The sequence below is a fragment of the Microcoleus sp. F10-B2 genome (genome assembly GCF_036704965.1).
Lineage (GTDB): Bacteria > Cyanobacteriota > Cyanobacteriia > Cyanobacteriales > Microcoleaceae > Microcoleus.
In genome coordinates this window covers 73,580-99,910 of record NZ_JAUBTB010000005.1, presented here as the reverse complement: position 1 = coordinate 99,910, position 26,331 = coordinate 73,580, and the positions used below count along the sequence as shown (strand labels likewise).

At 47.4% G+C, this 26,331-nt stretch carries 31 protein-coding genes; 24 read left to right on the top strand and 7 right to left on the bottom strand.

The annotated features are described in order from the left end of the window. Window positions 1-65 precede the first annotated feature (65 nt). The 13 genes from secY to prfA all read left to right on the top strand — a co-directional run bounded on the left by secY (window position 66) and on the right by prfA (window position 9,412). The gene (secY, locus tag QUA99_RS03435; protein WP_333234749.1) at window positions 66-1,370 is read left to right on the top strand and encodes a preprotein translocase subunit SecY; all 1,305 of its coding nucleotides are present in this window, start codon (window positions 66-68) and stop codon (window positions 1,368-1,370) included. A 5-nt stretch (window positions 1,371-1,375) separates the two neighbouring features. Further along, the gene (locus tag QUA99_RS03430) at window positions 1,376-1,957 is read left to right on the top strand and encodes an adenylate kinase (RefSeq protein WP_333234748.1); all 582 of its coding nucleotides are present in this window, start codon (window positions 1,376-1,378) and stop codon (window positions 1,955-1,957) included. Between the two features lie 291 nt (window positions 1,958-2,248). Continuing rightward, complete coding sequence (gene infA, locus QUA99_RS03425; RefSeq protein WP_006276978.1) at window positions 2,249-2,473, top strand: translation initiation factor IF-1; 225 nt, start codon at window positions 2,249-2,251, stop codon at window positions 2,471-2,473. A 368-nt stretch (window positions 2,474-2,841) separates the two neighbouring features. Continuing rightward, window positions 2,842-2,955: a 50S ribosomal protein L36 gene (gene rpmJ, locus QUA99_RS03420; RefSeq protein ID WP_015178722.1), complete on the top strand. Its 114-nt coding sequence runs from the start codon at window positions 2,842-2,844 to the stop codon at window positions 2,953-2,955. An 83-nt stretch (window positions 2,956-3,038) separates the two neighbouring features. Beyond that, window positions 3,039-3,422 carry a 30S ribosomal protein S13 gene (gene rpsM / locus QUA99_RS03415; RefSeq protein WP_333234747.1) on the top strand — a complete coding sequence of 128 codons (384 nt, stop codon included), beginning with the start codon at window positions 3,039-3,041 and terminating at the stop codon, window positions 3,420-3,422. 84 nt (window positions 3,423-3,506) lie between these two features. Continuing rightward, window positions 3,507-3,905 (top strand): 30S ribosomal protein S11, encoded by a 399-nt coding sequence (gene rpsK / locus QUA99_RS03410; RefSeq protein WP_006634980.1) that lies wholly within the window; start codon window positions 3,507-3,509, stop codon window positions 3,903-3,905. A 174-nt stretch (window positions 3,906-4,079) separates the two neighbouring features. Continuing rightward, window positions 4,080-5,024, top strand: coding sequence for a DNA-directed RNA polymerase subunit alpha (locus tag QUA99_RS03405; RefSeq protein WP_332978179.1), 945 nt, complete (start codon window positions 4,080-4,082; stop codon window positions 5,022-5,024). A 125-nt stretch (window positions 5,025-5,149) separates the two neighbouring features. Next, on the top strand, window positions 5,150-5,500 hold the full coding sequence (gene rplQ, locus QUA99_RS03400) for a 50S ribosomal protein L17 (protein ID WP_006634978.1): 351 nt from the start codon (window positions 5,150-5,152) through the stop codon (window positions 5,498-5,500). 29 nt (window positions 5,501-5,529) lie between these two features. Next, window positions 5,530-6,390, top strand: coding sequence for a tRNA pseudouridine(38-40) synthase TruA (gene truA, locus QUA99_RS03395; RefSeq protein ID WP_333234746.1), 861 nt, complete (start codon window positions 5,530-5,532; stop codon window positions 6,388-6,390). Window positions 6,391-6,490: 100 nt separating this feature from the next. Next, on the top strand, window positions 6,491-6,946 hold the full coding sequence (rplM, locus tag QUA99_RS03390; protein ID WP_333234745.1) for a 50S ribosomal protein L13: 456 nt from the start codon (window positions 6,491-6,493) through the stop codon (window positions 6,944-6,946). Beyond that, entirely contained in the window at window positions 6,946-7,356 is a 411-nt protein-coding gene (gene rpsI / locus QUA99_RS03385; RefSeq protein WP_106147490.1) for a 30S ribosomal protein S9, read from the top strand. Before rplM ends, rpsI begins: the two co-directional genes overlap by 1 nt. A gap of 313 nt (window positions 7,357-7,669) precedes the next feature. Next, window positions 7,670-7,978 (top strand): 50S ribosomal protein L31, encoded by a 309-nt coding sequence (gene rpmE, locus QUA99_RS03380; RefSeq protein WP_333234744.1) that lies wholly within the window; start codon window positions 7,670-7,672, stop codon window positions 7,976-7,978. A gap of 339 nt (window positions 7,979-8,317) precedes the next feature. Beyond that, entirely contained in the window at window positions 8,318-9,412 is a 1,095-nt protein-coding gene (gene prfA / locus QUA99_RS03375) for a peptide chain release factor 1 (RefSeq protein ID WP_333234743.1), read from the top strand. Between the two features lie 15 nt (window positions 9,413-9,427). On the opposite strand, the gene QUA99_RS03370 is transcribed toward prfA, so the two are convergent. Further along, window positions 9,428-9,844 carry a hypothetical protein gene (locus QUA99_RS03370; protein WP_333234742.1) on the bottom strand — a complete coding sequence of 139 codons (417 nt, stop codon included), beginning with the start codon at window positions 9,842-9,844 and terminating at the stop codon, window positions 9,428-9,430. A gap of 136 nt (window positions 9,845-9,980) precedes the next feature. On the opposite strand from QUA99_RS03370, the gene QUA99_RS03365 reads away from it, so the two are divergent. From QUA99_RS03365 to QUA99_RS03355, 3 genes are all read left to right on the top strand, one after another. Continuing rightward, a complete protein-coding gene (locus tag QUA99_RS03365; RefSeq protein ID WP_333057801.1) occupies window positions 9,981-10,346 on the top strand; it encodes a helix-turn-helix transcriptional regulator in 366 nt (121 codons plus the stop codon). A 31-nt stretch (window positions 10,347-10,377) separates the two neighbouring features. After that, window positions 10,378-10,743 (top strand): helix-turn-helix domain-containing protein, encoded by a 366-nt coding sequence (locus tag QUA99_RS03360; RefSeq protein WP_333234741.1) that lies wholly within the window; start codon window positions 10,378-10,380, stop codon window positions 10,741-10,743. A gap of 108 nt (window positions 10,744-10,851) precedes the next feature. After that, window positions 10,852-11,142 (top strand): helix-turn-helix transcriptional regulator, encoded by a 291-nt coding sequence (locus QUA99_RS03355; protein WP_333234740.1) that lies wholly within the window; start codon window positions 10,852-10,854, stop codon window positions 11,140-11,142. A gap of 266 nt (window positions 11,143-11,408) precedes the next feature. On the opposite strand, the gene QUA99_RS03350 is transcribed toward QUA99_RS03355, so the two are convergent. Then, the gene (locus QUA99_RS03350) at window positions 11,409-12,218 is read right to left on the bottom strand and encodes a pentapeptide repeat-containing protein (protein WP_333234739.1); all 810 of its coding nucleotides are present in this window, start codon (window positions 12,216-12,218) and stop codon (window positions 11,409-11,411) included. Between the two features lie 229 nt (window positions 12,219-12,447). On the opposite strand from QUA99_RS03350, the gene QUA99_RS03345 reads away from it, so the two are divergent. The 3 genes from QUA99_RS03345 (at window position 12,448) to QUA99_RS03335 (ending at window position 14,249) form a co-directional block, all read left to right on the top strand. Beyond that, window positions 12,448-12,756 (top strand): hypothetical protein, encoded by a 309-nt coding sequence (locus tag QUA99_RS03345; protein WP_333234738.1) that lies wholly within the window; start codon window positions 12,448-12,450, stop codon window positions 12,754-12,756. A 431-nt stretch (window positions 12,757-13,187) separates the two neighbouring features. Next, complete coding sequence (locus tag QUA99_RS03340) at window positions 13,188-13,988, top strand: GUN4 domain-containing protein (protein WP_333234737.1); 801 nt, start codon at window positions 13,188-13,190, stop codon at window positions 13,986-13,988. Between the two features lie 45 nt (window positions 13,989-14,033). Beyond that, window positions 14,034-14,249 carry a hypothetical protein gene (locus QUA99_RS03335; RefSeq protein ID WP_333234736.1) on the top strand — a complete coding sequence of 72 codons (216 nt, stop codon included), beginning with the start codon at window positions 14,034-14,036 and terminating at the stop codon, window positions 14,247-14,249. Here the strand turns inward: QUA99_RS03335 and QUA99_RS03330 are convergent. Then, on the bottom strand, window positions 14,243-14,425 hold the full coding sequence (locus QUA99_RS03330) for a plasmid stabilization protein (RefSeq protein ID WP_333234735.1): 183 nt from the start codon (window positions 14,423-14,425) through the stop codon (window positions 14,243-14,245). The two genes, QUA99_RS03335 and QUA99_RS03330, sit on opposite strands and share 7 nt — an antisense overlap. A 177-nt stretch (window positions 14,426-14,602) precedes the next feature. Next, a complete protein-coding gene (locus QUA99_RS03325) occupies window positions 14,603-14,827 on the bottom strand; it encodes a transposase (RefSeq protein WP_333234794.1) in 225 nt (74 codons plus the stop codon). A gap of 1,162 nt (window positions 14,828-15,989) precedes the next feature. Between QUA99_RS03325 and QUA99_RS33005 the strand changes: the two genes are divergently transcribed. Both QUA99_RS33005 and hemL read left to right on the top strand, forming a co-directional pair. After that, the gene (locus tag QUA99_RS33005) at window positions 15,990-16,121 is read left to right on the top strand and encodes a zinc ribbon domain-containing protein (protein WP_445250973.1); all 132 of its coding nucleotides are present in this window, start codon (window positions 15,990-15,992) and stop codon (window positions 16,119-16,121) included. Window positions 16,122-16,447: 326 nt separating this feature from the next. Continuing rightward, complete coding sequence (gene hemL, locus QUA99_RS03320) at window positions 16,448-17,746, top strand: glutamate-1-semialdehyde 2,1-aminomutase (protein ID WP_333234734.1); 1,299 nt, start codon at window positions 16,448-16,450, stop codon at window positions 17,744-17,746. A 432-nt stretch (window positions 17,747-18,178) separates the two neighbouring features. On the opposite strand, the gene QUA99_RS03315 is transcribed toward hemL, so the two are convergent. After that, window positions 18,179-19,387, bottom strand: a complete 1,209-nt coding sequence (locus QUA99_RS03315; RefSeq protein ID WP_333234733.1) for a glycosyltransferase family 4 protein — start codon at window positions 19,385-19,387, stop codon at window positions 18,179-18,181. Window positions 19,388-19,495: 108 nt separating this feature from the next. Then, window positions 19,496-21,808 carry an IMS domain-containing protein gene (locus QUA99_RS03310; protein ID WP_333234732.1) on the bottom strand — a complete coding sequence of 771 codons (2,313 nt, stop codon included), beginning with the start codon at window positions 21,806-21,808 and terminating at the stop codon, window positions 19,496-19,498. A 447-nt stretch (window positions 21,809-22,255) separates the two neighbouring features. Here QUA99_RS03310 and pdhA point away from each other — a divergent pair, with 447 nt between their 5' ends. The 3 genes from pdhA (at window position 22,256) to QUA99_RS03295 (ending at window position 25,735) form a co-directional block, all read left to right on the top strand. Beyond that, entirely contained in the window at window positions 22,256-23,293 is a 1,038-nt protein-coding gene (gene pdhA, locus QUA99_RS03305; protein ID WP_333234731.1) for a pyruvate dehydrogenase (acetyl-transferring) E1 component subunit alpha, read from the top strand. A gap of 235 nt (window positions 23,294-23,528) precedes the next feature. Further along, the gene (locus QUA99_RS03300; protein ID WP_333234730.1) at window positions 23,529-23,981 is read left to right on the top strand and encodes a clan AA aspartic protease; all 453 of its coding nucleotides are present in this window, start codon (window positions 23,529-23,531) and stop codon (window positions 23,979-23,981) included. A gap of 572 nt (window positions 23,982-24,553) precedes the next feature. Then, window positions 24,554-25,735: an NAD(P)/FAD-dependent oxidoreductase gene (locus QUA99_RS03295; RefSeq protein ID WP_333234729.1), complete on the top strand. Its 1,182-nt coding sequence runs from the start codon at window positions 24,554-24,556 to the stop codon at window positions 25,733-25,735. Window positions 25,736-25,781: 46 nt separating this feature from the next. On the opposite strand, the gene QUA99_RS03290 is transcribed toward QUA99_RS03295, so the two are convergent. Further along, window positions 25,782-26,291, bottom strand: a complete 510-nt coding sequence (locus QUA99_RS03290) for a hypothetical protein (RefSeq protein WP_333234728.1) — start codon at window positions 26,289-26,291, stop codon at window positions 25,782-25,784. Between the last annotated feature and the right edge of the window lie 40 nt (window positions 26,292-26,331).

Below are 26,331 nucleotides of genomic sequence, written 5' to 3'. Positions count from 1 at the left end.
CTCAAGCTTGCTATCAGAAAATGATTTAGTCGAAAATCCCAAATCTAAAATCCAAAATCGTAACTATGGACGTTAGTAGAGAGAAAGCGCCAACTGCACAAGAGACGTTCATGCAGATGGCTCAAGCTGCTGGTTTGCGAGGCCGCATCCTCGTAACTATTGGCTTGCTGATTTTAGTACGCCTGGGTGTCCACTTGCCAGTCCCCGGTATCGATCGAGTCGCCTTTGCCCAAAACGTCGAAAATAGCCCTTTAATTGGCTTTCTGGATTTGTTCTCAGGAGGCGGGTTGTCAGCTTTGGGGATTTTCGCGCTGGGGATTTTGCCCTACATTAATGCTTCAATTATTGTGCAACTTCTAACTGCGGCTCTGCCAAGTTTAGAAGACTTGCAGAAAAATGAAGGGGAAGCAGGGCGGCGCAAGATTTCTCAAATTACTCGCTACGTTTCTTTGGGCTGGGCAATTCTGCAAAGCGTTGGCATTGCGATTTGGGTCAGCCCTTTTGCTCAAGCTCCCGCGCCTTTATTCATAGCACAAACTGCTTTGGCCCTGACGGCAGGGTCGATGTTTGTTATGTGGGTGTCGGAATTGGTGACGGAGCGCGGCATCGGAAACGGAGCGTCGCTGCTGATATTTATCAACATTGTGTCGGTTTTGCCGCGCTCTTTGGGACAAACTTTTGAATTGGCTCAAAGTGGGGACACGCAAGTAGTCGGCCGCGTAGTCGTTCTGCTGCTGGTGTTTTTGGTGACGATTGTCGGGATTGTGTTTGTTCAGGAAGGTACTCGCCGCATTCCGATTATTTCTGCCCGCCGCCAAGTCGGCCGCAAAGTTTATCGGGAGAGTCGCAGCTATCTACCGCTACGGTTGAATCAAGGCGGGGTGATGCCGATTATTTTTGCATCTTCGGTGCTGATCGTACCTTCTTTCCTCGCTCAATCTCTCAATAACCCGTTTTTGGTTCAAGTGGCTAATGTTTTGAGTCCGAACGGGCCGACGCCTTGGGCTTACGCGCTATTCTATCTGACTTTGATTCTGTTCTTTAGCTATTTCTACGCTTCGTTGATTGTCAACCCCGTAGATATGTCTCAGAACTTGAAGAAAATGGGTGCCAGCATTCCTGGGATTCGTCCGGGTCAGAAAACCAGCGATTATGTGGAGAAGGTTTTGAACCGTTTGACTTTCTTGGGAGCAATTTTTCTCGGTCTGGTGGCAATTGTACCAACTGCAGTAGAAAGCGCGATCGGAGTGCAAACTTTTAGAGGTTTTGGCGCAACTTCCCTACTGATTCTAGTAGGTGTCGCGATCGAAACTGCTAAGCAAATTCAAACTTACGTCATCTCCCAGCGATATGAAGGAATGGTGAAGTAATCGCAATGCAATTTATTTTCATGGGACCTCCAGGGGCGGGAAAGGGAACTCAGGCTCAGATATTAGCCGCTCTCTGGAAAATACCCCACATTTCTACAGGTGATATCCTGCGCGCCTGCGTAGTTGCCAAAACTGACTTGGGTCAAAAGGCACAATCCTACATGGATCGGGGAGAGTTGGTTCCTGACGAGTTATTGATGGATATCGTGAAAGAACGCATGAATCAGCCAGATGCCAGTGCTGGCTGGATTCTCGACGGCTTTCCCCGCACAGTCCCCCAGGCAGCTTTTTTTGACAAACTGCTCTCCGATGTTGGCGGTGGGGCAAGTTCGTCTGGAAAGGGCTGCCAGATCAAAGCTGTCAATTTGGACGTACCTGACAATGTTTTGGTGGCTCGCCTGCTGTCGCGGGGGCGTGAGGATGACAACGAACAGACGATTCGCCGCCGTTTGCAAGTTTACCGCGAGCAAACTGAACCTTTGATTGAGTTTTACAGAAACCGCGAACAGTTAGTTGCGGTTGATGGCGATCGCCAGATGCAGGAAGTTACCGCAGAACTTCAAAAGGCTCTCTCAGGAGACTCTTGAGCCTTCTCAATCGAGCCTGTCACCCCCAACAACTTTTGCTAAGATGTGTTAACTAGGAGCTTTTTGTGCTATTTGGTTTTCTGAGGGTTGCTAGTTCCCAGATTGAGGTCAATCAATTCTAATTGCCCTAACTTTATTTGAGTCTCATTAAAGTTAGCAGTTGGTTGAGTCTTTAGGTCGATCGAGTCTCCCTTTCCCCGGTGCTAGTTTGACACCTACCAATCAATAGGTTGTCAAGGCGAACCCGGACACTCCTAGTTAATCAAATGTAGAGTTGAGGTAAATACCAAATTGTCTAAGCAAGATTTAATTGAAATGGAAGGGACAGTGACGGAATCCCTGCCCAATGCGATGTTTCGCGTTGACCTAGATAATGGGTTTAACGTCTTAGCTCACATTTCCGGCAAGATCCGCCGCAACTACATCAAAATTCTGCCTGGCGATCGCGTCAAAGTCGAATTGACTCCCTACGACTTGACCAAAGGCAGGATTACTTATCGCCTTCGGAAAAAATAGGCTTAGATAAAACTTTCTAAAAACTAATTCTAAGTTTAATTTAGAGAGAATTTGGTAAAAAGCTTCAAATTTATGCTATAATGCTACGTTTGTAGTGTTGCCGAGAAGGACCTCAACAACCCACCGGTGTACCGGGTTAAGTCATTGTTACACCGTAAAAGTATCGCGGGCCTACACTCTGGCGCAGGCGAACTTTACCCAGCAATGGGAGTGGGTGCAAGCGGGCTCCTTCATGAAACAACCCGCACTTTATACAATTTAATCGAGGAGAGGCCTACACCTTGCCCAGCCTCTCCTCCCACCGCTCTACGGGCAGTCCCAGCGTGCCTGCTCTCCGGTAGAGCGGGGTTCTCCAGGCAGGAAGAAAGATGAAAGTTCGAGCATCTGTCAAAAAAATTTGTGAGAAATGTCGCGTCATCCGCCGTCGCGGTCGAGTGATGGTGATATGCACTAACCCGAAACACAAACAGCGCCAAGGTTAGAAAAAAGGAAGATTGGGCAATGCACGCAGGTGCATCCTAATTGAACATTGTAGCCAAACAGGAAAACTAGGGAGACAAAAAGTGTGGCACGGATTGCCGGGGTAGACCTTCCACGCGATAAGCGCGTCGAAATAGGTCTGACATACATTTACGGAATAGGCTTGTCGAGAGCCCAACAAATTATCGCTGCAACAGGCGTAAATCCTGACACTCGCGTCAAGGATTTAACAGAGGCCGACGTGACAGCTCTGCGGACTCATGTAGAAACTACCTACCAAATCGAAGGAGACCTCCGGCGCTGGGAGTCAATGAACATCAAGCGCCTGATGGACATCGGAACTTATCGCGGTCGGCGTCACCGTTTGGGTCTGCCGGTGCGGGGCCAGCGAACCCGTACCAACGCCAGAACCCGTCGCGGCGTCCGCCGAACAGTTGCGGGCAAGAAAAAGGCACCTTCCAAGAAGTAACATCTTTTTGGGAAAAATACGCTGGGGGCTGCTGGCTCCTAGCGCTTCGGGACATTAGTTGAGAGAAACGTTAAAGAGACTAATATGGCGCGACAACAAACAGGCAAGAAATCTGGTGCAAAAAAGCAGAAACGGAATGTACCCAATGGGGTAGGCTACATCCAGTCTACCTTTAACAACACAATTGTGACTATTACCGACCTCAACGGGGAAGTAATATCCTGGGCATCAGCGGGTTCCAGCGGTTTTAAAGGAGCTAAGAAGGGCACTCCCTTTGCAGCTCAAACAGCAGCAGAAAGTGCTGCCCGCAGAGCCAACGACCAAGGAATGCGCCAAATAGAAGTAATGGTGAGCGGGCCAGGAGCAGGTCGAGAAACTGCAATTCGGGCGCTGCAAGGGGCGGGACTGGAAATCACCCTGATTAGAGATGTTACCCCAATTCCTCACAACGGCTGTCGCCCTCCCAAGCGGCGTAGAGTCTAAAACGATTTGAGATTTTAGATTTTAGATTTTGGATAATGGCTAACTGCTTAAAGTCAAAAACTAATGGTTCTAACTGTTGCCCCGTCCATCCAAAATCCGAAATCCGTTCAGGGGTATGCTCTGCAATCTAAAATCCAAAATCAAAAATCCAAAGTGGAAAAGGGAGGTCACTCCGTGGCGCAGTTTCAAATTGAATGTATAGAGTCTAACACTGACAAAGACCGCAGTCAGTACGGAAAATTTGTCCTGGAACCGCTCGATCGCGGTCAGGGAACAACTGTTGGGAATGCGCTCAGGCGAGTTCTGCTGTCAAATTTGGAAGGAACGGCAGTAACTTCAGTCCGAATCGCGGGCGTCAATCACGAATTTGCCACGATCGAAGGGGTACGTGAGGATGTTCTAGAAATTCTCCTGAACATGAAAGAGGTCGTCCTCAAAACTCATTCTCAGCAGCCGCAAATCGGCAGGTTGCGGATTGAGGGGCCTGTCACCGTTACGGCCGATCGATTCGATTTACCCTCAGAAGTGGAATTGATCGATAAATCTCAATACATTGCAACTCTCTCCCCGGGCTCAGTTCTGGAAATGGAATTCAGAATTGAAAAAGGCATCGGATACCGAGCAGTAGACCGCAGTCGCGATGATGGCTCGGCTTTGGATTTCCTCCAAATAGACGCCATCTTTATGCCGATTCGCAGAGTCAACTACAGCGTTGAAGATGCTAGGGTAGGCGGCACGGTCGAGAAAGACCGGCTGATTATGGAAATCTGGACTGATGGCAGCGTGACTCCTCAAGAAGCTTTGAGTCAATCTGCCCACATCCTGGTAGATTTATTTGCACCTCTCAAAGACATCACCCAAGATTCTCTCAAACCAGAGTATCCAGGTGAGGCCGATCCTACTAGCCAAATTCCGATCGAAGAATTGCAGTTGTCTGTCCGGGCTTACAACTGTCTCAAGCGGGCTCAGATCAACTCAGTCGCAGACTTATTGGATTATACCCAAGAAGACTTGCTCGAGATCAAAAATTTCGGGCAGAAGTCTGCTGAAGAAGTGATTGAAGCTTTACAAAAACGCTTGGGCATTACCTTGCCACAGGAAAAATCAGCTAAAAGTTAATCAACGGGTAACGGGTAAAAAAGTTCTGAATTTTAAGTAGGTGAGTTTTTAAGTTAAAGAAATCACCGCTCAAAACTCGCGGACTATCCCGGCACCCAATTACCAATTACCAATTACCAACTGCTATGCGTCACCGCTGTCGCGTTCCCCAACTCAGCAAACCGGCTGACCAGCGCCGCGCCCTACTGCGCTCGCTGACCACCGAACTAATCCGCCACGGTAAAATCACGACCACTCTAGCCCGCGCCAAAGCCCTGCGCTCAGAGGCGGACCGGATGATTACCCTGGCAAAAGATGGCTCCTTGGCCTCTCGCCGCCAAGCTATGGGCTATATCTACGATAAACAGTTAGTACACGCCTTGTTTGAGGCGGCACAAGAACGGTACGGCTCGCGCAACGGGGGCTACACCCGCGTAGTACGAACTGTCCCCCGTCAAGGAGACAATTCCGAAATGGCGATCGTTGAACTGGTTTAATTCAATTTTGGGTTGGAGATTTGTGATTTATGACTGACAATCGAAAATCCCCAATCGAAAATCCCCAATCGATACAGCGCGTTGCTCTGGTGATCCAATACCTCGGCACTAACTTTCACGGTTGGCAGCGACAGCCGAACCAGCGTACAGTACAAGAAGAAATTGAAACAGCAATATCGACTGTTCTGGAAAGCCCGGTAACGCTGCACGCTGCTGGTAGAACCGATGCGGGAGTTCACGCCGCTGCTCAAGTAGCGCATTTTGATGCCCGCGGCCCAATTCCGGCTCACCGCTGGGCAAGCGTTCTCAACTCTCGACTGGCAAAAGATATTTTAATTCGAGCTTCGGCAAAGGTGGAACCTACCTGGCACGCTCGGTTCTCAGCCAGTTGGCGGCGCTATCGCTACACCCTTTATACAGATCCGACTCCTAATTTGTTTGTGCGTCCTTTTGCTTGGCACTGCTACCACGCCCCTGTGGATGAATCTTTGATTCAGACAGCATTGACACCGCTCATCGGGCGGCATCACCTGGCTGCTTTCCACCGAGCGGGATCTGCCCGCCCCCATTCCTGGGTGGACGTGCAAGCGGCAGAGTGTCACCGTTCTGGGCCTCTTATCTATATTGAGGTTCAGGCGAGCGGGTTTCTATACGGGATGATGCGGCTGCTGGTGGGGTTGCTGGTGCAGGTGGGTCGCGGGGAAAGACCGATCGACAATTTTACAGATATCTGGGTCAACGAACGCCGAGAACTGGTAAAATATGCCGCCCCCCCTCAAGGTTTGTGCCTGCTGCGAGTTGGCTATCAAGACTTTCCCTTTTCTCCAAATGTCTGGTACGACACTCAGCCAAAATTAGTCATTAGTCAGCAGTCATTAGTCATTAGGTAACTACTAATAAAAAACTAAGGACAACTAACAATAAAAAACTGACAACTGACCACCGACAACTAACAACAGTTAACAGTTAACAGACAACTAACAACAAACAATGAACAAAACTTACGTCCCTACTCAAGACTCCCTAGAGCACAAGTGGTACGTGGTCGATGCAGCCGACCAGCGGCTGGGCCGTCTGGCAACAGAAGTTGCCATGTACCTCCGGGGAAAACACAAACCGACTTACACTCCTTCTATGGATACCGGCGATTTCGTAATTGTCATCAATGCCGAAAAAATCGCTGTGACTGGCAAAAAACGAACCCAGAAAATCTACCGCCGCCACTCTGGAAGACCGGGCGGCATGAAAACAGAAACTTTTGCCAAATTGCAAGCACGTTTGCCCGAAAGAATTGTCGAAGAAGCTATTCGGGGAATGCTGCCTCACACTTCTCTAGGCAGACAATTGTTTACTAAGCTGAAGGTGTACGCTGGCCCAAACCACCCGCACCAAGCTCAAAAACCAGAAGAGTTAATTGTTCACACGATTCCGGGAGGAAATGACTAATGCAAGCAACAGATACCGGCCGCGCTGTGTACTGGGGTACCGGTCGCCGCAAATGTTCAGTAGCGCGGGTGCGCTTGGTTCCCGGCACTGGCATACTGACTGTCAATGGTAAAGAGGGGGATTTGTACCTGCAATTCAACCCTACTTATTTGGCCCTCGCTAAGGCTCCTCTGGAAACTTTGGGTCTGGAAAATGAGTACGATATTTTGGTTAAAGTTGAAGGCGGCGGGTTGACAGGCCAAGCTGACTCGATTCGCTTGGGTGTCGCTAGAGCACTTTGTCAATTAGACCCGGACAACCGCAAGCCTTTGAAGACAGAGGGCTATTTGACTCGCGACCCGCGGGCAAAAGAACGGAAAAAGTACGGTTTGCGGAAAGCTCGCAAGGCTCCTCAATACTCGAAGCGGTAATCCAAAGAAGTTCGGCAACGGATTTTTTAACGGATGTAACGGATGTAACGGAAGTTCGGCAACGGATTTTTTAACGGATGTAACGGATGTAACGGAAGTTCGGATTGACCGATTGACGGAAGAAGGAAGAAGGAAGAAGGAAGAAAGAAAAGGCAAGAATCATTCAGATTTTATCTGCCTTTTTTTGAAGTTTATTTCCGATTCCTGATTCCTGGTTCCAACAGATATAAGGCAAAATTCCTGCTGTTGTTGGTGTACAAGTCACGCGGCAGCTAAAATGGTTGTAAAGTCAAAGATTAGAGAGTAAAAAACAATGGCGAAAGCTGGCATTCACCCTGAGTGGTATCCCGAATCTCAGGTTTATTGCAACGGAGAACTGGTAATGACTGTTGGTTCCACTAGACCAAAGCTTCAAGTTGATGTCTGGTCTGGAAATCATCCTTTTTATACTGGCACTCAGAAGATTATTGATACTGAAGGTCGTGTGGAACGCTTTATGCGGAAATACGGCATGACCGAGGTAGACATGCCGAAGGCAGATGCTTCGTCTGGGCCGCTGAAAATGGAAGATCCGAAAGCAGATGCTTCTAAAGCTGCTGGTAAAGGCAAAAAGAAGAAGTAGCCGGATTGTCATTTGTCCGCAGTTTGTTGAGAGTAGTTCTTTCTACTGGCAACTTACCGCCCTCGGATTTTAGATTTTAGATTGAAGACTTCGCTATGCAGGCAGTTGAGTTCGATCGAGATTCGATCCTAACTGCTCTTGAGTTCTAAAATCTAAAATCTAAAATCTAAAATCTAAAATCGATCCGCCCTCGGATTGGAGAGTTGAGATTGAAGAATTGCTACGGCTGGCAGTTGAGTCCGATCGAGTAGAGTTCGATCGAGATTATATCCCAACTGTTCTTCAAATCTAAAATCTAAAATCTAAAATCTAAAATCGATTGACAAAGGACAACTGACAATGGCTGAATCTTATTTGCTGGATAAATTGAAGTCGGTAGAGCAAACTTTTAATGAGTTGACTCGCCGCATGGCTGACCCGGATGTGGCTAGGGACAATCAAGAGTTTCAACGGGTAGCAAAAGCTCGATCGTCCTTGGAGGAAGTGGTCGATACTTTTGCTCTGTGGAAAACCACTCAGGACGATTTGGTGGGCGCGCGACAGGTTCTCAAGGAAGCCGCGGGCGATCGAGATATGCAAGAAATGGCTGCGCTGGAAGTTCAGGAACTTGAGGCGAAGCTGGAGAATTTGGAAAGTCGTTTGAAGGTTTTGCTGCTCCCCCGCGACCCGAACGATGACAAGAATATTATGCTGGAAATTCGGGCGGGTACTGGCGGAGATGAGGCCAGTATTTGGGCGGGAGATTTGCTGCGGCTGTATTCCCGTTACGCTCAAACTCAAGGGTGGCAAGTGAAGTTGGTGAGCGAGTCGCTGGCGGAAATGGGCGGGTTTAAAGAAGTGATTCTGGAAATTACAGGCGACAGCGTTTACAGCAAGCTGAAGTTTGAGGCTGGGGTACACCGGGTGCAGCGAGTGCCTGTGACTGAGGCTGGCGGCCGGGTGCATACTTCGACGGCGACGGTGGCTGTGATGCCGGAGGTTGACGATGTGGAGATTCACATCGATCCGAAGGATATTGAGATGAGTACAGCTCGATCGGGCGGCGCTGGCGGTCAAAACGTGAACAAGGTGGAAACTGCTGCGGATTTGTTTCACAAGCCGACGGGAATTCGGATTTTCTGTACTGAGGAGCGCAGTCAGTTGCAGAATAAGGAGCGGGCGATGCAGATTTTGCGGGCTAAGCTCTATGAGATGAAGTTGCGGGAACAGCAGGATGAGGTGAAGTCGCGGCGTTTGGCTCAGGTTGGTACTGGTTCGCGATCGGAGAAGATTCGCACTTACAACTATAAGGACAATCGGGCTACCGACCACCGTTTGGGGGAAAATTTCTCGCTCAATACTGTTTTGGAAGGGGATATTGAGGGGATTATTCAAACTTGCATTTCTCAGGATCAGCAGGAACGTTTGGCTGAGTTGGCTGCTTCTACTAATTGATCGAGTGATGGGGGGCTAGGCGCATTGTTTGCTCAGCCTCTGTTCCCTTGTTACGCGCGAGATCTGGTTGAGTAGGGCTTCCCAAATTGCATCGGCGATCGCCACTGGATACTTGAAATGTTCCAGGTCGTACTGTACGATAATTTCTAGGGGTGCTAGGATTTGCTGGTTTCTACAACGGGCAATTGCTGCGATCGCCTCTTGTTCCCATCTGGCAAATAGTCTGTAGCTGAAAAAGGAACTGCATTTTTGTCCTTTCTTGTTCAGGTAAACAACTATTACTTGATGTTGTTTGGGGTAGACTTTGACGATGCGGTTGACGGGCATTCTCAGGGCTTCGGCGGCTTCTTTTTTGGAGATTTGCCAGCGCTGGGGTTTTAGCCAACCGGAGGCTGTAAGGCTTTGACGTGTATTGCGTGTCTTGCGAGTCATTTTTACTGCCCCTGATTGGCTACAAATACAATTATGATTTCAAAAGTATTTACACTCTAACTGGTAAACTTTTTGCTGTCAAGCAAGAAAGACAGATTTTTTGGTAGATAAGTAAACTAGGAGTTGTGTTGATCTGGTGACTAATACTGTGGACACAGAAGCTAGGAAGAAACTGAGCGAAGTTGTGAAGCTAGCCCGTGGCGACCTGAGTTTTAGCGCTTTTGGTAGGCTATTGGGAGTTTCTGGGTCTGCGGTTCAGTATTGGGAAAAGGGCCAGGTACTCCCGGATACGAAAAATTTGACTCAGATTGCGGCAAGAGCGGGCTTTACGATGGAAGAGTTAATGGCTCATCTCGAAGGCAAACCAATGCCGGAACCTGTCAATACCAACGAGCTCCTTAAAAAAATCCAATGTATGCCACTGAGTGACTTAGCAGTGATTGTTCGAGCTGGTATGGAGCGACTGGCTGCTGCTGCTGTAGCTTCTGGGAAGTATGGTTGATGTTTTGTAAACTGGGAATTGTGGTTATCTGGTGGCTGATACCGTGAACGCAGAAGCTAAGAAAAAATTGATCGAGATTGTCAAACTAGCTCGCGGTTCGATGAGTCAGCCGGCATTCGGCAAGCTTCTGGGCGTCTCTGCGACTGCGGTTCAGTTGTGGGAAAAAGGTCAGAGCATCCCAGATACAGAAAATTTGGCTCAGATTGCTGTGAGGGCCGGGTTTACACTTGAAGAGCTGCTCGCTCATCTGGAAGGCAAACCCATGCGTGAACCGGTAGATACTAACGATCTGCTGAAAAAAATTCAATGTATACCAATTAGTGAGTTAGCCGTGGTTGGTAGAGCCGTGATGGATAGACTCGCGGCGGCGGCTGAGTCGTCTGGGAAATATAGTTGATGTATCACTTCGTAAGTAGACTGGTAGATACGGTTGAGTAACGTTCGAGTCGTGAACATCCAAAATAGACAAAAACTTAGTGAAATTATCAAAACAGCGCGCGGAACAATGAGTCAGCGAGCGTTTGGTAGGCTTTTGGGCGTTTCCGCTACCGCTGTTCAGCTTTGGGAAAGGGGGGATACGGTTCCTGATACTGAAAACTTGGCTAAGCTCGCTGCGAGAGCTGGTTATTCGCTGGAAGAACTTCTGAGATTTTTGGATGGAAAGCCCGTTTCAGATCCGTTAGATATTCAAGATATTGTCAATAAAATTAGGTTCTTGCCTCTGAGTCAGGTGGCGCTAATTGGCAAAGCTGTAGCGGAGAGATTCGCTGCCTCGGCTGAGGCTGCTGGGGAATGAGTTAGGATCGATCGCGATCGCCCGTTTTGCAGAAGTAGATCCCGATCGCCCTTAAAAATTTCCACCACTCGTGCCTATCACAAATTGAGTAATTTGTCAAGGAAAAATCTACTTTGTTACGGAGTGCGATCGCCCTTATGCACTTAGGCACTCCAAGCAAAGAAACCGGGTTTTTTACTGAATCTGCGGGATACAACGAAGTATTATCTTAAAAAACCCGGTTTCTGGGTCCCTATGCGATCGCCCTTATGAAAAAACCACTCGCCCTATCTCTGACTCAATATGTCTAAAAACTCTTGGACAATGCGATCGGGTTCTTCTGTGCATCTGTTAGCATCGCAATAGTGGATGATGCTGATACCGTGAGATGCAAACAGTCGATCGCGCGTTTCATCTTTTTCTGTATCGGGATGCGATATTTCCAGGATACCCCATTTGCCTTGGTGGAATATGAGGAAATCTGGTTCTTGGTTTTGTCTACCTGCGGGTGTTGTGAGGCGGGCTTTGGAGTTGGGGAAAAAGAGGGTGTTTGTGCGATCGAGCGCTTCGGCTATTTTTACTTGTTCTTGGCTGTGAAAGCGCAAATCATTCCACTGATAAATCCGTTGTCTTATGCTCGACAAAATTCCCTGGTTATCTGCGTCTTCAGCCTTGATAATTTCATCTGATACTGTATGATAATCAGATAGAATTGCACCGTGTAAATCTGCTGATGAATCTGATTCACTTAAGTTTGCGAATGATAGTTTAGCTCCGCTTAAGTCAGCACCGCTGAGATTAACTCCTATAACTTGAGTTCGATGTAAAATCACTTGATGTCGCCGCAAGTATCGTTTGATAACTGCTTTAATATTACTTTTTTTTACTTTTTCGTCAAAAGCGTCTGAGAGTAACTTCCAGAGTTTATAGCCAGCGGCTTTAATATATTCATCATCATATTTAGAAAATTTAGCAATTTCCTCATAAGACTGCCTGCCTTCCCAGCACTGTTTGAAGATTAGCTCTTGCACGTCGTTTAACTGTTCGTCATCCTCTAGGACTGTTTCGACAATGGCGAGAGCTTCATCCACAGTCATGGGTTAAATCCTCTTAAAGGTAGTGTCGGAGTTGAGGTTGCGATCGCGCATCTATGGCATTTTGCCCGTGCGTCCACCTTACTCTGGGTAGATTTTAGCACAAATTTTCAGAGGTTGCTACTTTTTATCACTATTTACCACTTTTTGTCACTGGTAAAGCTGAGGATGAAGTTTTACTATAAATTATGTTTACACATTTCAAGTAGAAGTAGTAACTAGAAGAATTGTCATGGCATATAGGGATTGGGATGGGCCAAAATATCACAGACAAAACCGTCGATATTATAAATGTGCAACCATGAGGGGAGAAAAACACATCTTAGACTCTGATGACAAACGAGGTCTTGAGTCCAATAATCCTGAAATTCTCCACGATCACTTTTATACAAAAAATGGTCAATGGTACGTTCAAACTAAGATTGACAACGAGCATCTTTTCGAGGAAATAGCTCCTGGTATACGGGGAGTGGAACAGGCAGATTCTAGTGAATACTTGGATGCCTTGTTCGATGAATTGCAGTCTTTACCTGACTGTTAATCGTCTTGGCGATGTTTAAGTACCAGCAGATGACTAACATTCATTTGTACAAATTCCCAACGCATAAGAGTTGAAAAAAGTGAGTTTACCATACAACCTAGCCGAGACAATTCGGAATATTATGGCTACTTTGGCTTTGGCTCAAGGAATTTTATCCCCCTCACAGGTTTCTGATCTTCCAAACTCGACAATAATAGCTCAATTTTAAGAGCAAATCGGAATAGCAGACCAGGCAGAAAGAGAGAGAGTAGAAATGGAACTAAAAAAAGTAAAATCAAATCAATCGACCATGCTAGAGATAGCCAAAGAAACAGGCTATGGTAGCGGTAATTATGGCGGATAAAGCAATTTTGATTAATTTTTACCAGTAGACACAACCATCAGGGGATTGAGTGCCAATCCCCCTGATTACCTAATCAAGGAAAGTATCAATGTGGATTTTTATTTTAATTGTGCTGGCTGTAGTTGTCTACTTCGTGGTGTCACAAGCATCAAGCAGCAATCAAGCTAGTAAGGCATCAAGTAGGACTCAAGCTAGTAAAGCATCAAGCCAGAATTACACTAATCAAGTAGATTATTCAAATCTTGAAGTAATATCACTTGACAGCAGCGTGTCTATTCACTATAACTACACACACCTTCGTGACCTACTAGCAGAGGGCAAATGGAAAGAAGCTGACAAAGAAACAGGACGGCTGATGCTCGCCGTAGGATATCTAACAGCAGAGAAAAAAGTCCGGGATGGAGAATGGACGCACATGGACCCGAGGACGGACTGTTTAGATTTCCTACATTTGATGTACTTCCCTTGCCCTGATCTTTGTACTATCGATCGACTTTGGCTTAAATATAGCAATGGTCGCTTTGGATTTAGTATACAAAATCGAATTATGTCAGAAATAGGAGAGGATGCAATATCGTTTATATGTAAATTCAACTCCTCCTATCAGGAAGGTCAGAAAAAGAATGACTTAAAAAAGAGCTTTGAGCGACGGATAGGATGGTACACTCCTGACTGTAAGGACAGTGCTGGTAGAATGACTCTTGGTTTAAAAACCTATAACGATCTTACTTTTTCAATGCAGGCTCCACATGGACATCTTCCCACGGCGAATTATTGGCAGGAAGGAGCTAGGGGCGATGTTGGGTCATTTGAAACTCAACCGCTGTTTGGTTGTTACGACTTAGTACATCTCTTGAATAGGCTTTCAAGTTGCGGTATTGCTCTGTAGTCAAAACCCTGGTGACATAAACTTATTGACACACTTGTAGAAAACATGAAATTTAGTGACGATCGCCCTTTCACTCCTAAAAGCGATCGCACTTTCTCACCCTCACTTTTCTACAACCTTCTCCGATCGCCTGCTTTAAAGTTTTTTGAAGTGCGATCGCCCTTTCGTCAATTCCAACAAACACAAAACTCGATCGCCCTTTCCTCCCTATTAAAAAAGCAGATAGAAAGAGGCGATCGCATCAGCCAGCATTTTCAATAAACCTCATCATGGCTGCCAATCTCAAGCAAGAGAATTTCCTCCTCTCCTGACTCTGGATTTTCAACAAAATTAAATACAATCCGACAGTCATACTCCACAGAACAAGGCCAAGAGTCAGCTAACTGACCTTTGAGTTTGTGTTTTTGCAGTGATGGCTCGAAAGAGTTTTCTGCCAACAGTCTTAAAATACAGCATATTTCATGTAAGTAAGTCGGTGGGAAAAAACATAATTATGTAACCAAACATTAAGTACGGCGATCCGAAATCAATTGAATGCGTTTTGTACGGTAGTTTCATTTTTTTACTCTAGCTTATACCCATTAATTACGGCATAGGCTAACTCTAATTTATCCTCAAACAAATGTCGCAGCTAGCTCGTATTTTTTGATATGTTTCCCTTCCAATTCTATCGGATTCATGGATGAACAATATTTGGGGGGAAATAAGATATATAGACCATGGCTTGCCCACTTCGACCATAATTGTTGAACTTCATGACATTGATGTATCGGGCCATTATCCTGTACTATTACTCTGATTCGTTTACTCTGAGCGGCTGACTGGACTTCTAACTCCATCATTCTGATATAGGCTTTTCACTCGACACCCCCTATTACTAAACCGTAAACAAAGCTTTATTTATGTTTAATAAGTCCTACAATACTTAATCTACGACCACGCCTATTGGTTTGTTCTAGCTGTTGTTCCTCTCCTCGTTTGTAATAAGTGTAACTATGTTCGCTTGGGAACTCAAAATCTTGATTCATCTAAATATTTTAAGTCGATATCTCCCGCAGCAGCAGCCCATTCCAGCATATTTAAGTCTGAATAGTTTGACTTAGCGTGCTACAATTTCTTGTTTTCCTTTTTGGCTCTTCCTCGCTCGTTTCCAAATAAACCCTTTTTTTTAGTATTCGTCTTAATCTGTCTGGACGCGCGTTTAATATAACGCTCTTTTTCTAATTTCTGAGCTAATTGGACTGGCGTTGTAGGTGCGTGGTTCATTTTTGAGGCATTCTGTTAAAAACTCTATGTCTTCTTCTTTCCACATCGGTTTTCACGGCTGAGACATGGTAATTCCCTGCATCCCTTCCATACCTACATGCGGCTATTTATGTAAAACCTCTCTCACTGTTTGTGGAGTCCAATTAAAATGAACAGCTATTTTCTCAACGTACCAGCCATGTGCATTTAGCCTGAGGGAGCGAGGCTCTGTCTTTGACTTTCTGTAGTACATCCTCAGTTCTAAGTTTTTATAGGGTTTGATTCTGTTAGGGAGTCAAAAATATTTTTAAACGAGCGCCCATATCTGAGTTACCTTGGTAGATACACCTTCATGTTTAGATATTTTTACATAGTTTTGTTTTTTTGTACCTACCTACTTATTTAGTCAATACTAAGCACTTCAAAAACTGGTTGACAAGCTGCTGCTACTGTACTTTATAAACCTGGAGTATGCTGTATTTCGGTTAAATTCATGAACTTATGAATCCGTAATTGTGGTAGTATAAATAAAAATTCATAATATGGCGGATATGAAGCATCGTTTTGAGTAGTTAAATAACCGAAAATACGTTAAAAAATATGAGAGAATTTTACTTCAAAAATCTGTTGTGTTTTGATAGCAACACTGTCAAAGCCTTATGTAACCGTTGGTTTCTGACTGCCGGCCATTTGAGGGGAACGCAGTCAGAAACCAATATGATAAAGATTTTGAGAGTTCTTGGAGAGGTCTAATGGGTGTGTTGGAAACGTGGTGTGTACTTTGATAAAGTCAATAAAGATTACACTTCGCAATTATGCCTGCAGTGTGACACCCACACCGACAAAAAAGAACTGAAAGAACGAGTTCATCATTTCCCTGAGTGTTGATACACTACCCATAAAGATGTAGCAGCAGCTCAAGTGATCCGTAATCGCGGATTGTCTGGGGAGGGACGCTTCCTGGACAATAAAGAAAATGTCTGTGGAGATGGTCTGACGGGGAGTGGTAACAGTCTAGTTAAGAATCGAAGAGACAAGAAGAACGGTGGAAACGCGCCCTCTGACGCCCGCCTTGTAACATCCTTTGAGAATCCCCCGTCTTTTAAACGGGGGAGTACGTCAATAACATAGTTTCCTTAAATAGACCTAACCTTTATGCTGAACTGGCTATAAAATTATTCTACCCACAACAGACGTTCACTAAGGAGAAAACATTGGTTTCCACAACCTTGAAAACCACCAAATCAGAAGAAATTTTCGCCGCTGCCCAGAAGTTGATGCCAGGTGGCGTCAGTTCCCCGGTCCGCGCCTTCAAATCCGTAGGCGGACAGCCCATCGTCTTTGACAGGGTAAAAGGAGCCTACATTTGGGATGTTGACGAAAACCAATACATTGACTATGTAGGCACTTGGGGCCCGGCCATCTGCGGCCACGCCCACCCGGAAGTCATCAAAGCCCTTCACGAATCTTTAGAAAAAGGTACGAGTTTCGGCGCACCATCGGTGTTGGAAAACGTGCTCGCCGAAATGGTCATCGATGCGGTTCCCAGCATTGAAATGGTGCGATTCGTCAATTCCGGCACCGAAGCCTGTATGGCCGTTTTGCGGCTGATGCGAGCCTTCACCGGACGCGATAAACTGATTAAATTTGAAGGCTGCTATCACGGTCACGCCGATATGTTCTTGGTAAAAGCCGGTTCCGGCGTGGCAACTCTGGGCCTTCCCGACTCCCCGGGCGTGCCGAAATCAGTTACCGCCAACACCCTCAACGCTCCCTACAATGACTTAGAAGCAGTCAAAGCTTTATTTGCCGAAAATCCCGGCGAGATAGCAGGCGTAATTCTCGAACCAGTGGTGGGGAATGCGGGTTTTATTACCCCGGATGCTGGTTTTCTCGAAGGTTTACGGGAAATTACTAAAGATAACGGTGCTTTGTTAGTTTTTGATGAAGTAATGACCGGTTTCCGCATCGCCTACGGCGGAGCTCAGGAAAGATTCGGCGTTACCCCAGATTTGACAACTTTAGGTAAAGTTATCGGTGGCGGTTTGCCGGTGGGAGCTTACGGGGGAAGGCGGGATATTATGGGGATGGTGGCTCCGGCAGGCCCGATGTATCAAGCGGGTACGCTTTCGGGAAATCCTTTGGCTATGACTGCTGGGATTAAGACTTTGGAATTGCTGCAAAAACCCGGCACTTACGAACAGTTGGATAAGATTACCAAAAAACTGTCTGACGGATTGCTAAAAATTGCTAAGGAAACCGGACACGCAGCTTGTGGCGGGCAAATTAGCGGGATGTTTGGCTTGTTTTTTGCGGCGGGCCCGATTCACAATTACGAGGATGCGAAGAAGTCGGATTTGACGAAGTTCAGCCGCTTTCACCGGGGAATGTTGGAGCACGGTATTTATCTGGCTCCTTCGCAGTTTGAGGCGGGATTTACTTCTTTGGCTCATACTGAGGAAGATGTCGATCGAACTTTGGCCGCCGCTGGCGAAGTGATGGCAAGTATTTAAGGTTTGTAGTAAGGACTTTAGTTCTTAAAACTCAGGAATGAATGATTGAAGTCCTTGCTGTTTTTTGCAGTAAGGACTTTAATTTTTAAATGATATTAAATCCGCGTTAAAAACGCCTTTATAGAAATCCTTGCAGGATTCGTAAATTTTTTACCCAACCCCAACCCTCCCCGAAGCAGCTTGCTAGGGAGTAAGAAATTCACATAATGATGCGAGGATTGCTATATAAGACAATACCCTTGGGATAAGAACACTCTGATATCCTTTCATAGGTCTGTATTTCCTATAAATTTGTGAGAGGAAATTTGTCTGATATCGCTAACCCAAGCTTATTGTATCAGCAATTAAAACGATTTAAAAATTAATTTAAAACTTGGGTCAAGGAGAGCCGGACAACCGCTAAATGCCTATGTTGGGATTGAAACGTGCCAACTACAAAATTATTGGCTCAAAAATAGATTTGTCCATCCTCTCGCTATTTCGATCTCCCACCATAACCTCAAGCAATCGATCAACTGCGTGTCTCCAAGTAAAATTTTCAGCTACAAAACCCGGGCCCGCAACTCTAGCTTTCGCAGCCCATCGGGCCTGTTCGATCGCCCCCTGCATCAAATAACTCAAATGTTCCCACTCAGGAGCTAAGATAAATAATGTTTCTCCGCCGATCGCCACAGCCGTCAATTTACTTTGGATCCGCTGTGCAAAGTCCGATCTCGTAAAATCATCAGTCGGGCCGCCCTCCGTGCAAATAACCGGCAAACCGCAAGCTGCAGCTTCCAACACCGGCAGATTAAAACCTTCTGCTAAATACGGAGAAACATAAGCATCTGCTGCCTGGTAAAACTCAGCTATTCGAGCAAAAGATAGCTGGCTACCAGTATAAATTAATCTCGCTAAAACTCTCGCTCTTTCCGCATCGTCGAGCACAACTCGGCAGGCTTCCGCAATCTCGTCTCTTGACGGATAAAGCAGTTCTGAACCTTTTAAAACTAATCGGGCATGAGGATATTTGTCAACTACCGCAGCGAAGGCTTTTAATAAAGGGCGAATGCCTTTGCGATCCGTTTGTCCTCCGATGTTTAAAAATATAAAATAGTTTGACCAGCCCAAGCTTTGGCGCAGCGATTGACGCCGATCGCCCGAGAGAGGACAATAAATCTCAGGATCGACTCCCAAAGGTACGACGGCAATGCGATCGGCCTCAACACCGCTGCGAATTAAGCCGGCTTTTGACCAGGCTGAAGGTGTAATAATTTTCGTTTCTGAGTTAACGGGGGTTTGGGCGATCGATTTAACACCCATCGCCTGTAATACTGAACTGGTAACAATCCCCCATTCTGTGGCTGCAAATACCCAAGTTTGAGCGCTGCTGGAGGCCGAGAAGTCCCAAGGGCAGTAAATTCGCAGGGTAACATCGGCTGACTGATTTACCGCAGGGCCCTTAATGCTGCGGAGTAATGTTTCATTTTGGCGGTCGAACAAACTAATTTTCGTCTCCCAAGCTGCGTCTATGTAGGGCATATCGCGGTGGAAAAGCTCAATTTGTTCTCGGGGGCGAGCGAGCATTTCCAGTAGTTGAAATTGATTGGCTACGCAGTAGGAATGATAAATAAAACGCCAGCCTTCAACAATAATCTGCAATTCACAACTCCCGCTTTTGGGATTAAAATTTTAACTAATAATCAGACATTGGTAATTAGCAACTAGCAAGCAGAAATTACAAATTACCAATTACCAATTACCAATGCCTTATTTGATCACTTGCCAATCCATAATCCGCCACTGTCCATCTTGGCGGATCAATTCGTAGCGCACGCGCAGGTTTTCGTTGCGGGAAGAAACTAGCTGATCGCGATCGAAAACTTCGGCTTTTTCCGCTACTTGGGCTTCTACTTCGGCGCGATCGGGATTAGTCGGATTCGTCTTAACTCCATTAACTTGCAGCTTGTGTACGTAACGCTGATGCGCGTTGTTTCGCTGTTGAGCGTCTGCCATTAATTGCCAGCGAGACAAAGCCGGTTCTGTCAGAACTTGCTTTAATTCTTCCACACTGTGGTTGGGGCCCAAAGCGGCTGCTTTCGCCGACAGCCAGCTTTGAACTATTTGTTCGGCTGATTCCTCAGTGATTGCTCCCGACACGGGGGCTGGGGCACCAGGGTCTGGGGGCACGGAAACAGCGGGGATTTCTACGGGCGGTGCTTCCAGACCGACGAGGGCTTGATCTCCTTGGAGGGATGGGCCCGAGAGGGCTTGCAGGGCGCTCGCCAACAGACTGAGTATTAACCACAGGAGTAACAAGCTCAGGACACCTGCGACTAGAAACAAAGCCAGCCTATTTGGAGGCATGGACTTGACTTGGGCGGTAATTTCTGTTGCTTTGGTGCGCGCCCGATCGACCAAATCCCCTGTTAGCGCCTTGCCGGTTGCTCCGCTGCGCCCTGAATGTTGGCGTCTGCGTTTGGAGGTGGAGTCTGAGGGCCCGCCCGCCGTAGCTGTTGGGAGAGAGACGGCGGCAGCAAGGCTCGGCGCGGTCGCCGCAGCCTGGGATTTCGGGCTGGAGGCGGCGGTGGAGGCGTCTGCCGGTACGGGGGTCAAGGTGACGGTACTGGCTCCCTGCTTGGCTGTGGGTGGCTGTGGGGGTGCGGGCGGGCGATCGCCGAGGGGTTGCAGTCGCCCCTGGGGCTTGCCCGAGCGGGGCTGCACGACGACCCATTCGTTGGCGGTTTCTGCGTCAAGCGGCAAAGCTTCTAGGTAAGCTTGTACTTTCTGGTCGGCAAAGTAATCTTTCAAGGAGACTGACTCGTTGGCCAAGTCGCGGAAGTGGGGAAACACTTCCTCTTGCAGCCAGTGTTCGGCGTACAAGCACAGTCCGGGCAACAAATCGGGAGAATCTTGGGAATGCTCGCGAATGAACGCGAGGGGTTCTTTTTCCGAACTCAGTTCGAGGGCTCTGCTGGCTTCTTCTGTCTGGCCCAGCAGCAAGGAGCACACGGCTTTTTCCAGGTGAACGTCTTGGCGGCGGCCGAGCTGCATCAGCATCAGCTTGGCGCGGCGGATCATCGATGGCTGTCTGGCGGCAAATCCTTGGGCTAACAGGGTGTAGACCGAGAGGTAAGTGGCGACTGCGGAGGGGCGGCCGGCTTCGGCTTCAAATAGCGCCTGCTGCTCGCTGCTGGTTAGGTGTCTGCGCATTTGCTGCACGAACCGGAGGAAGTCTTCTATTCCTAAACCCGATCGATCGTCTCCCGAACCGTCGATACCGCCTCGTTCTTGAAGCATTTCTCGCAGGATTTGCAGTCCCCGGCGACGCTCGGCGACTTTTTCTTCGGGGAGTGATAATAGCTCTAAAATGTTGTACGGACGGAGTTTGTATATGTCGGCTTGCATTTCACCCCTCACGCTTGCAAATAGGCCCTCAAGCAGCAGCAATTCTTGACCTGCTTCTAACGATCTTGCGGCATTTTCGTACTGACCTTGCTGCCACTGTTCGCGGCCGAGTTCTAGACAGGCAAGGCTGACGGTTAAAACTATATCTGGCCGCACGAGCTGGGGGTCGCCGAAACGACCTTCGGCGATCGCGATGCTGCCATTGTTAAGATACGGGCGACCCAGCTTCTGTACGAGTTCGTATTCCCCCAGTTCTTGCAGTACGAGCAGGGCTCCTACGAATTGGTTGTCATCGATTTCAATACTTGGAGTGTGGGGATCGGGAGCAGCCTCTAAAGTTTTGGACTCTGGCGGAGCGGTTTCTCCTGCCTCTTGCAGGAAGGTGGCCGTGCCTGCTGAGGTTTTCGACCTCTGGTGCTTGGCTTCGAGTGCGGCTTCCGACTCTCGATCGTAAGTTTTGGCTAAAAAACTGGCATCGTAAGCTTTGCGCCCCTCTGAGTCTGACAGAACGGCGCAGGCTTCATCGAGCAGTTGTTTGCGGGCGACGATCGCAACTTCGGAATACTCCCTGCGCGGAAGCTGTAAAGTTCGATCGCGGTGAGCCTGCTGCAACTGTTCGGCAGTAGCTTGAATCGGTAGACCCAAAATCCGGTAGTAATCTAGTGGAATTAACACTCGTCCACTTCCCCAAAGCGCTAGCAACTGAATTAGCCTATCTTAAGTGAGATACTCCCGCAAACCAAATCAAAAATTCTGGTGTTGGCTTCCAACCGCCCAATTCACGGTATGTTGGACTTGCCGTAGAGATACTCTGATTTTTTTCCCCCTACAGCGTTTTACAGTGAGGAAAATGCCTTGCCCCACTGCCCGTCAGCTAAATGAGTTGTTTGACTCTTGAGCATTTTCGGGTTTGAGAGTAATGGAATTATATCATTCGTTGGCATCGGGTTTAGATGAGAGTTGGTTCTCCGACTCGGCCCAATCCGCCCCGCCTGCCCTACTCATTTTAACAATTGGTGAACTGCTGCACAGAAAAGGTGCGATCGTTTTCTGCTGCGGTTGTGTCCCATCTCGGTTTAAATTTAGATGTCTAGGAAGCCGATCGTCGGGTATTAATTATTTATGGTTCAGGAACGGACTTTACCAGTTTTTGACGCGCAAAGCGTAAACCTTTCTCGGGATGAGGGCTTGATGCTCTACGAGGATATGGTCTTGGGGCGCTACTTTGAGGACAAGTGTGCTGAGATGTACTACCGGGGCAAAATGTTTGGTTTTGTCCACTTGTACAACGGTCAGGAAGCTGTCTCTACTGGCGTCATTCGATCGATGCGCCGGGATGACACCGATTACGTCAGCAGCACCTACCGCGATCACGTTCACGCTTTGAGCGCGGGCGTCCCGGCGCGAGAGGTAATGGCGGAGTTGTTCGGGAAGGAAACTGGTTGCTCGAAGGGCCGCGGCGGTTCGATGCACATGTTTTCGGCCGAACACCGATTGTTGGGAGGTTATGCTTTTGTGGCTGAGGGGATTCCTGTAGCTACGGGGGCGGCTTTTCAATCGAAGTACCGCCGCGAAGCTTTGGGGGATGAGAGTTCCGATGGCGTAACTGCTTGTTTTTTTGGCGATGGTGCTGCAAATAACGGGCAGTTTTTTGAATGTTTGAATATGGCGGCTTTGTGGAAGTTGCCGATTATTTATGTTGTGGAAAACAACAAATGGGCGATCGGGATGGCCCACGAACGAGCTACTTCTGACCCCATGATTTACAAGAAAGCTCATGCTTTTGGCATGGCTGGCGTCGAGGTTGACGGGATGGATGTTTTGGCGGTGCGGGAAGTGGCGAAGGAAGCCATAGCGCGGGCGCGCGCCGGCGAAGGGCCGACTTTGATCGAGGCTTTGACTTATCGCTTTCGCGGGCATTCTTTGGCAGATCCCGACGAATTGCGTTCTAAGGAAGAGAAGGAATATTGGTTCCCTCGCGATCCGATTAAGAAGTTGGCTGGTGATTTGATCGATCAAACTTTGGCAAGTGCTGAAGAATTAAAAGAGATCGAAAATAAGATTCAAGCAGTAATTGATGATGCGGTAGATTTTGCAGAGAAAAGCCCCGAGCCCGATCCCAGTGAATTGTATCGATTTATCTATGCTGAAGATGAGTAAGCTGTTGTGCATTTAACCTGTATGTTTAGGGCGGGCAGGATGCCCACCCCACAAGAGTGATAAATCCCCGTAGGGACACGGCGAAAGCTTTTGTCCCTACTGCACTTCATAAACCTGCGATCCGCTGTAAGACTTACGCACAGACTCTACTTGTAGGGCGATGCACACCGCACCTTACTACCATAAATTAAAGCTAGAATCAAAGGTAAACTTTCTAGACGAAAAGAGAGGCGATATGATAAATCTCGATCGCGATCTAACTCAAGCCAGCAAAAATATGGGTGCAGTCCGAGTCAAAGTCAAGCTAACGAATGCCATTGATGAAGCCTTAGTGAGTCGAGGAGTGCTCAATCCAAATCTGTTGCGCGTGTACGAAGCAGAAGCACTCATAGATACTGGTGCAGTACGCACAGCTATTCCTGTAGAAGTCTGCGAACACCTGGGTTTAAGAATTCGGAGTCAGGAAATAGCAAAATATGCTGATGGCAGACAAGAAACAGTGGGATTGACTGAACCTGTTATCATTGAAATAGAAGGGCGCGAGACGATTGAGGCGGCAATGGTTTTAGGCGATCTGGTGCTAATCGGTCAAACTGTGTTAGAAACTTTAGATTTGCTAGTAGATTGCAAAAATCAGCGTCTAATTCCCAATCCCGAAAATCCCGACAGACCTGTATTGAGAGTTTAATACTAAATCCAGCTTAAATACCTCCTTTATTTGTTATGTTCGAGTGCCGATCGCGGCATGATGCGAGCATTGTTAATCAGTACAAATTCAACTGTTTACGCAGGCTTGTAGCTGTAAAGCCATTCTTGAAACTCATCTTGTATTATAGACGTGTTTGCTATTTTTTAAGCTGAGCTACATCAACTTTTGAACTTGATTGAGTTGATAATTAGAGAGTCCAGCTATCAGATTAAATCTTAATCCTAACCGACAGTGGCGATTTCTATATCGACTCGATAAAATCCTAAAAACTTTTAGTTTCCCTTGATTATTACGATCGCTTAGGGTAACACTATCCTACTACATTGACAGCAATTTGACCCCGGGCGATCGTTGAAGCTATAGTTGCTATGGACGCTGGTTACAGGTTGCGATCGCGCCCGCCTACTTTTGCAAGAGGTCTCTTTTATAAATTAGTGCGTGAGTGTATTATTATCAAGCAGAACCTACATCATCTCACACGAAGCGCGATTAGCTTCGCTAGTGTTCAAGGCGATCGCTTTTGTCGCTGCTGTTTTTAGCTGTATTTAAAAATGAGTGAAACCCGAACTTTCGATATCGCCATTATTGGTGCAGGACCGGGCGCACTATGTGCAGCCCACGGGCTAGCCAATTTAGGTTTTTCGGTAGGTGTGTTTGAACGAGCTAGAGCTTTACGTCCCATCGGCGCTGCCCTAGGGTTGGCAGAAGCCGGGTATAAGGCATTGGCTCTCATCAATGCCGATCTCGCTACCCAAGTTCGTGCCTTAGGTGTCAACCCACAGCGACAACTGCTGATGAGACCCAATGGCGAGGTTCTGTTTTCTGATGAATCGCCCTTGGCGGGTACTCCCTTCACTTGGCTAGCGTGGTATAACCTACAAAGCTCACTGCACAACACGCTCCCACCTACCGTATCCCTTCACCTCAACCATAAGTTTGTCAACTTCACTAAGGTCGCCGATCCGTCCAAGCCTCCCTTACGTTTGCACTTTGAGAATCAGCCCGATGTTGGCGCACGACTGTTAATTGGTGCCGACGGGTATTACTCTGCGGTTCGCGGTCTTACCGTGGGAGATGGTGCGCCTCTGTACACTGGAACCATGACTTGGCGAGGAATCTTGCCCCGTCAAATCCTAACCCCCCTCGCTGAACCCTTTGCAGAAGGGGCTGGTTTTCAACTGGTGGTCGGAGACCAGAAAAATTTTTGGATTATGGATGCAGGACCCGAGGAACTGGCTTGGACAGGGACAGCACTCCATCCGACTACAGAGAAGAGTACCGATGTTTTAGCTATGGTTCTCCAAGTTTTTGACCGATGGACTCCCTTTGTTGAAAGGGTTATTCGAGCAACTGACCCTACCACCATTGTGGAAACTGGCGTGTTCGATCGGGAACCAGTATCCCAATGGGGGGATAGAGAGAGAATCACCTTATTAGGGGATGCCGCTCACCCGATGCGACCGTCCTTAGGATTAGGGACTACTATGGCCTTTGAGGATGCTGTTGCTTTAACAAAAAAACTCAAGGGGCTGAACTTGCAGGATACTGCTTCTGTTGCTCAAGCTCTTACGGACTATGAAGAGGAACGGATTGCGATCGCCACACCGTTACAACTCAAAGCAAGGCAAGGAGGAGAAGCATCCCATGCCCCGGACGTAGCGGACCAACTCAAGGCAGGCTTTGAATTAGCCTTAGCTGCTCGCAGACAAAAGGAGATGACCGTATCGGATTAATTCAGTTGCTCCCACATTTTGAGGAATTGGATTTTTTGCATTAGTGCTAGATGGAGTATAAAATCCTCAACCAGCCAATTACTAAAAGGAAGATTAAGTTGGCTGACCAAAACAACAGCAGTATCCACAGTAAGCCCTGTGCGAGTCGATCGCCAACCTTACCGCTTGGAGCGCCGATCCTTAAAAAGTGTTGACTTTGCCACAGTTGCCAAACTCGAAATGTGGTGTAAATGGTGCCGATGATGACTAATAGACTAGAAGAAAAAACGCGACTGAAAATTTGCTCGCTGACAATTTGAATTGCCAGAACTAACAAATAGAATCCAAAAATAGTCCGCAGGTTGGGGTGACGTATCCACACCAAAAATGCAACTCCCGGCAAAAGCAAGCCAATCACGATCGCTACCTGGAGCCAAATCTGCACAAAACTCCGCTCCGCCTCGCTGTAGTCGATCGCGGCTTGAATCGGCAGGAGATTTGCGACCATCAGCCAACCGCTCAGTAGAGTCAGGAGTGTGGCACTGACAATAAATGAAAGTATCGTTTTCCAGGTCATGATGGCTCGATCGCGCCTGAGATGAAAATAGAGCGATAAG

Bases quoted from the DNA above. Each gene is read 5' to 3' on its own strand.
- rpsK (WP_006634980.1), top strand. From the start codon at position 3,507: ATGGCGCGACAACAAACAGGCAAGAAATCTGGTGCAAAAAAGCAGAAA.
- QUA99_RS03370 (WP_333234742.1), bottom strand. From the start codon at position 9,844: ATGACTCGCAAGACACGCAATACACGTCAAAGCCTTACAGCCTCCGGT.
- QUA99_RS03355 (WP_333234740.1), top strand. From the start codon at position 10,852: ATGAGTCAGCGAGCGTTTGGTAGGCTTTTGGGCGTTTCCGCTACCGCT.
- QUA99_RS03325 (WP_333234794.1), bottom strand. From the start codon at position 14,827: ATGGAGTTAGAAGTCCAGTCAGCCGCTCAGAGTAAACGAATCAGAGTA.
- QUA99_RS03295 (WP_333234729.1), top strand. From the start codon at position 24,554: ATGAGTGAAACCCGAACTTTCGATATCGCCATTATTGGTGCAGGACCG.
- QUA99_RS03345 (WP_333234738.1), top strand. From the start codon at position 12,448: ATGGCATATAGGGATTGGGATGGGCCAAAATATCACAGACAAAACCGT.
- QUA99_RS03300 (WP_333234730.1), top strand. From the start codon at position 23,529: ATGATAAATCTCGATCGCGATCTAACTCAAGCCAGCAAAAATATGGGT.
- rplQ (WP_006634978.1), top strand. From the start codon at position 5,150: ATGCGTCACCGCTGTCGCGTTCCCCAACTCAGCAAACCGGCTGACCAG.
- rpmE (WP_333234744.1), top strand. From the start codon at position 7,670: ATGGCGAAAGCTGGCATTCACCCTGAGTGGTATCCCGAATCTCAGGTT.
- QUA99_RS03335 (WP_333234736.1), top strand. From the start codon at position 14,034: ATGAAATTTAGTGACGATCGCCCTTTCACTCCTAAAAGCGATCGCACT.
- pdhA (WP_333234731.1), top strand. From the start codon at position 22,256: ATGGTTCAGGAACGGACTTTACCAGTTTTTGACGCGCAAAGCGTAAAC.
- secY (WP_333234749.1), top strand. From the start codon at position 66: ATGGACGTTAGTAGAGAGAAAGCGCCAACTGCACAAGAGACGTTCATG.
- prfA (WP_333234743.1), top strand. From the start codon at position 8,318: ATGGCTGAATCTTATTTGCTGGATAAATTGAAGTCGGTAGAGCAAACT.
- rpmJ (WP_015178722.1), top strand. From the start codon at position 2,842: ATGAAAGTTCGAGCATCTGTCAAAAAAATTTGTGAGAAATGTCGCGTC.
- QUA99_RS03350 (WP_333234739.1), bottom strand. From the start codon at position 12,218: ATGACTGTGGATGAAGCTCTCGCCATTGTCGAAACAGTCCTAGAGGAT.
- truA (WP_333234746.1), top strand. From the start codon at position 5,530: ATGACTGACAATCGAAAATCCCCAATCGAAAATCCCCAATCGATACAG.
- QUA99_RS03290 (WP_333234728.1), bottom strand. From the start codon at position 26,291: ATGACCTGGAAAACGATACTTTCATTTATTGTCAGTGCCACACTCCTG.
- QUA99_RS03340 (WP_333234737.1), top strand. From the start codon at position 13,188: ATGTGGATTTTTATTTTAATTGTGCTGGCTGTAGTTGTCTACTTCGTG.
- rpsI (WP_106147490.1), top strand. From the start codon at position 6,946: ATGCAAGCAACAGATACCGGCCGCGCTGTGTACTGGGGTACCGGTCGC.
- rplM (WP_333234745.1), top strand. From the start codon at position 6,491: ATGAACAAAACTTACGTCCCTACTCAAGACTCCCTAGAGCACAAGTGG.
- QUA99_RS03430 (WP_333234748.1), top strand. From the start codon at position 1,376: ATGCAATTTATTTTCATGGGACCTCCAGGGGCGGGAAAGGGAACTCAG.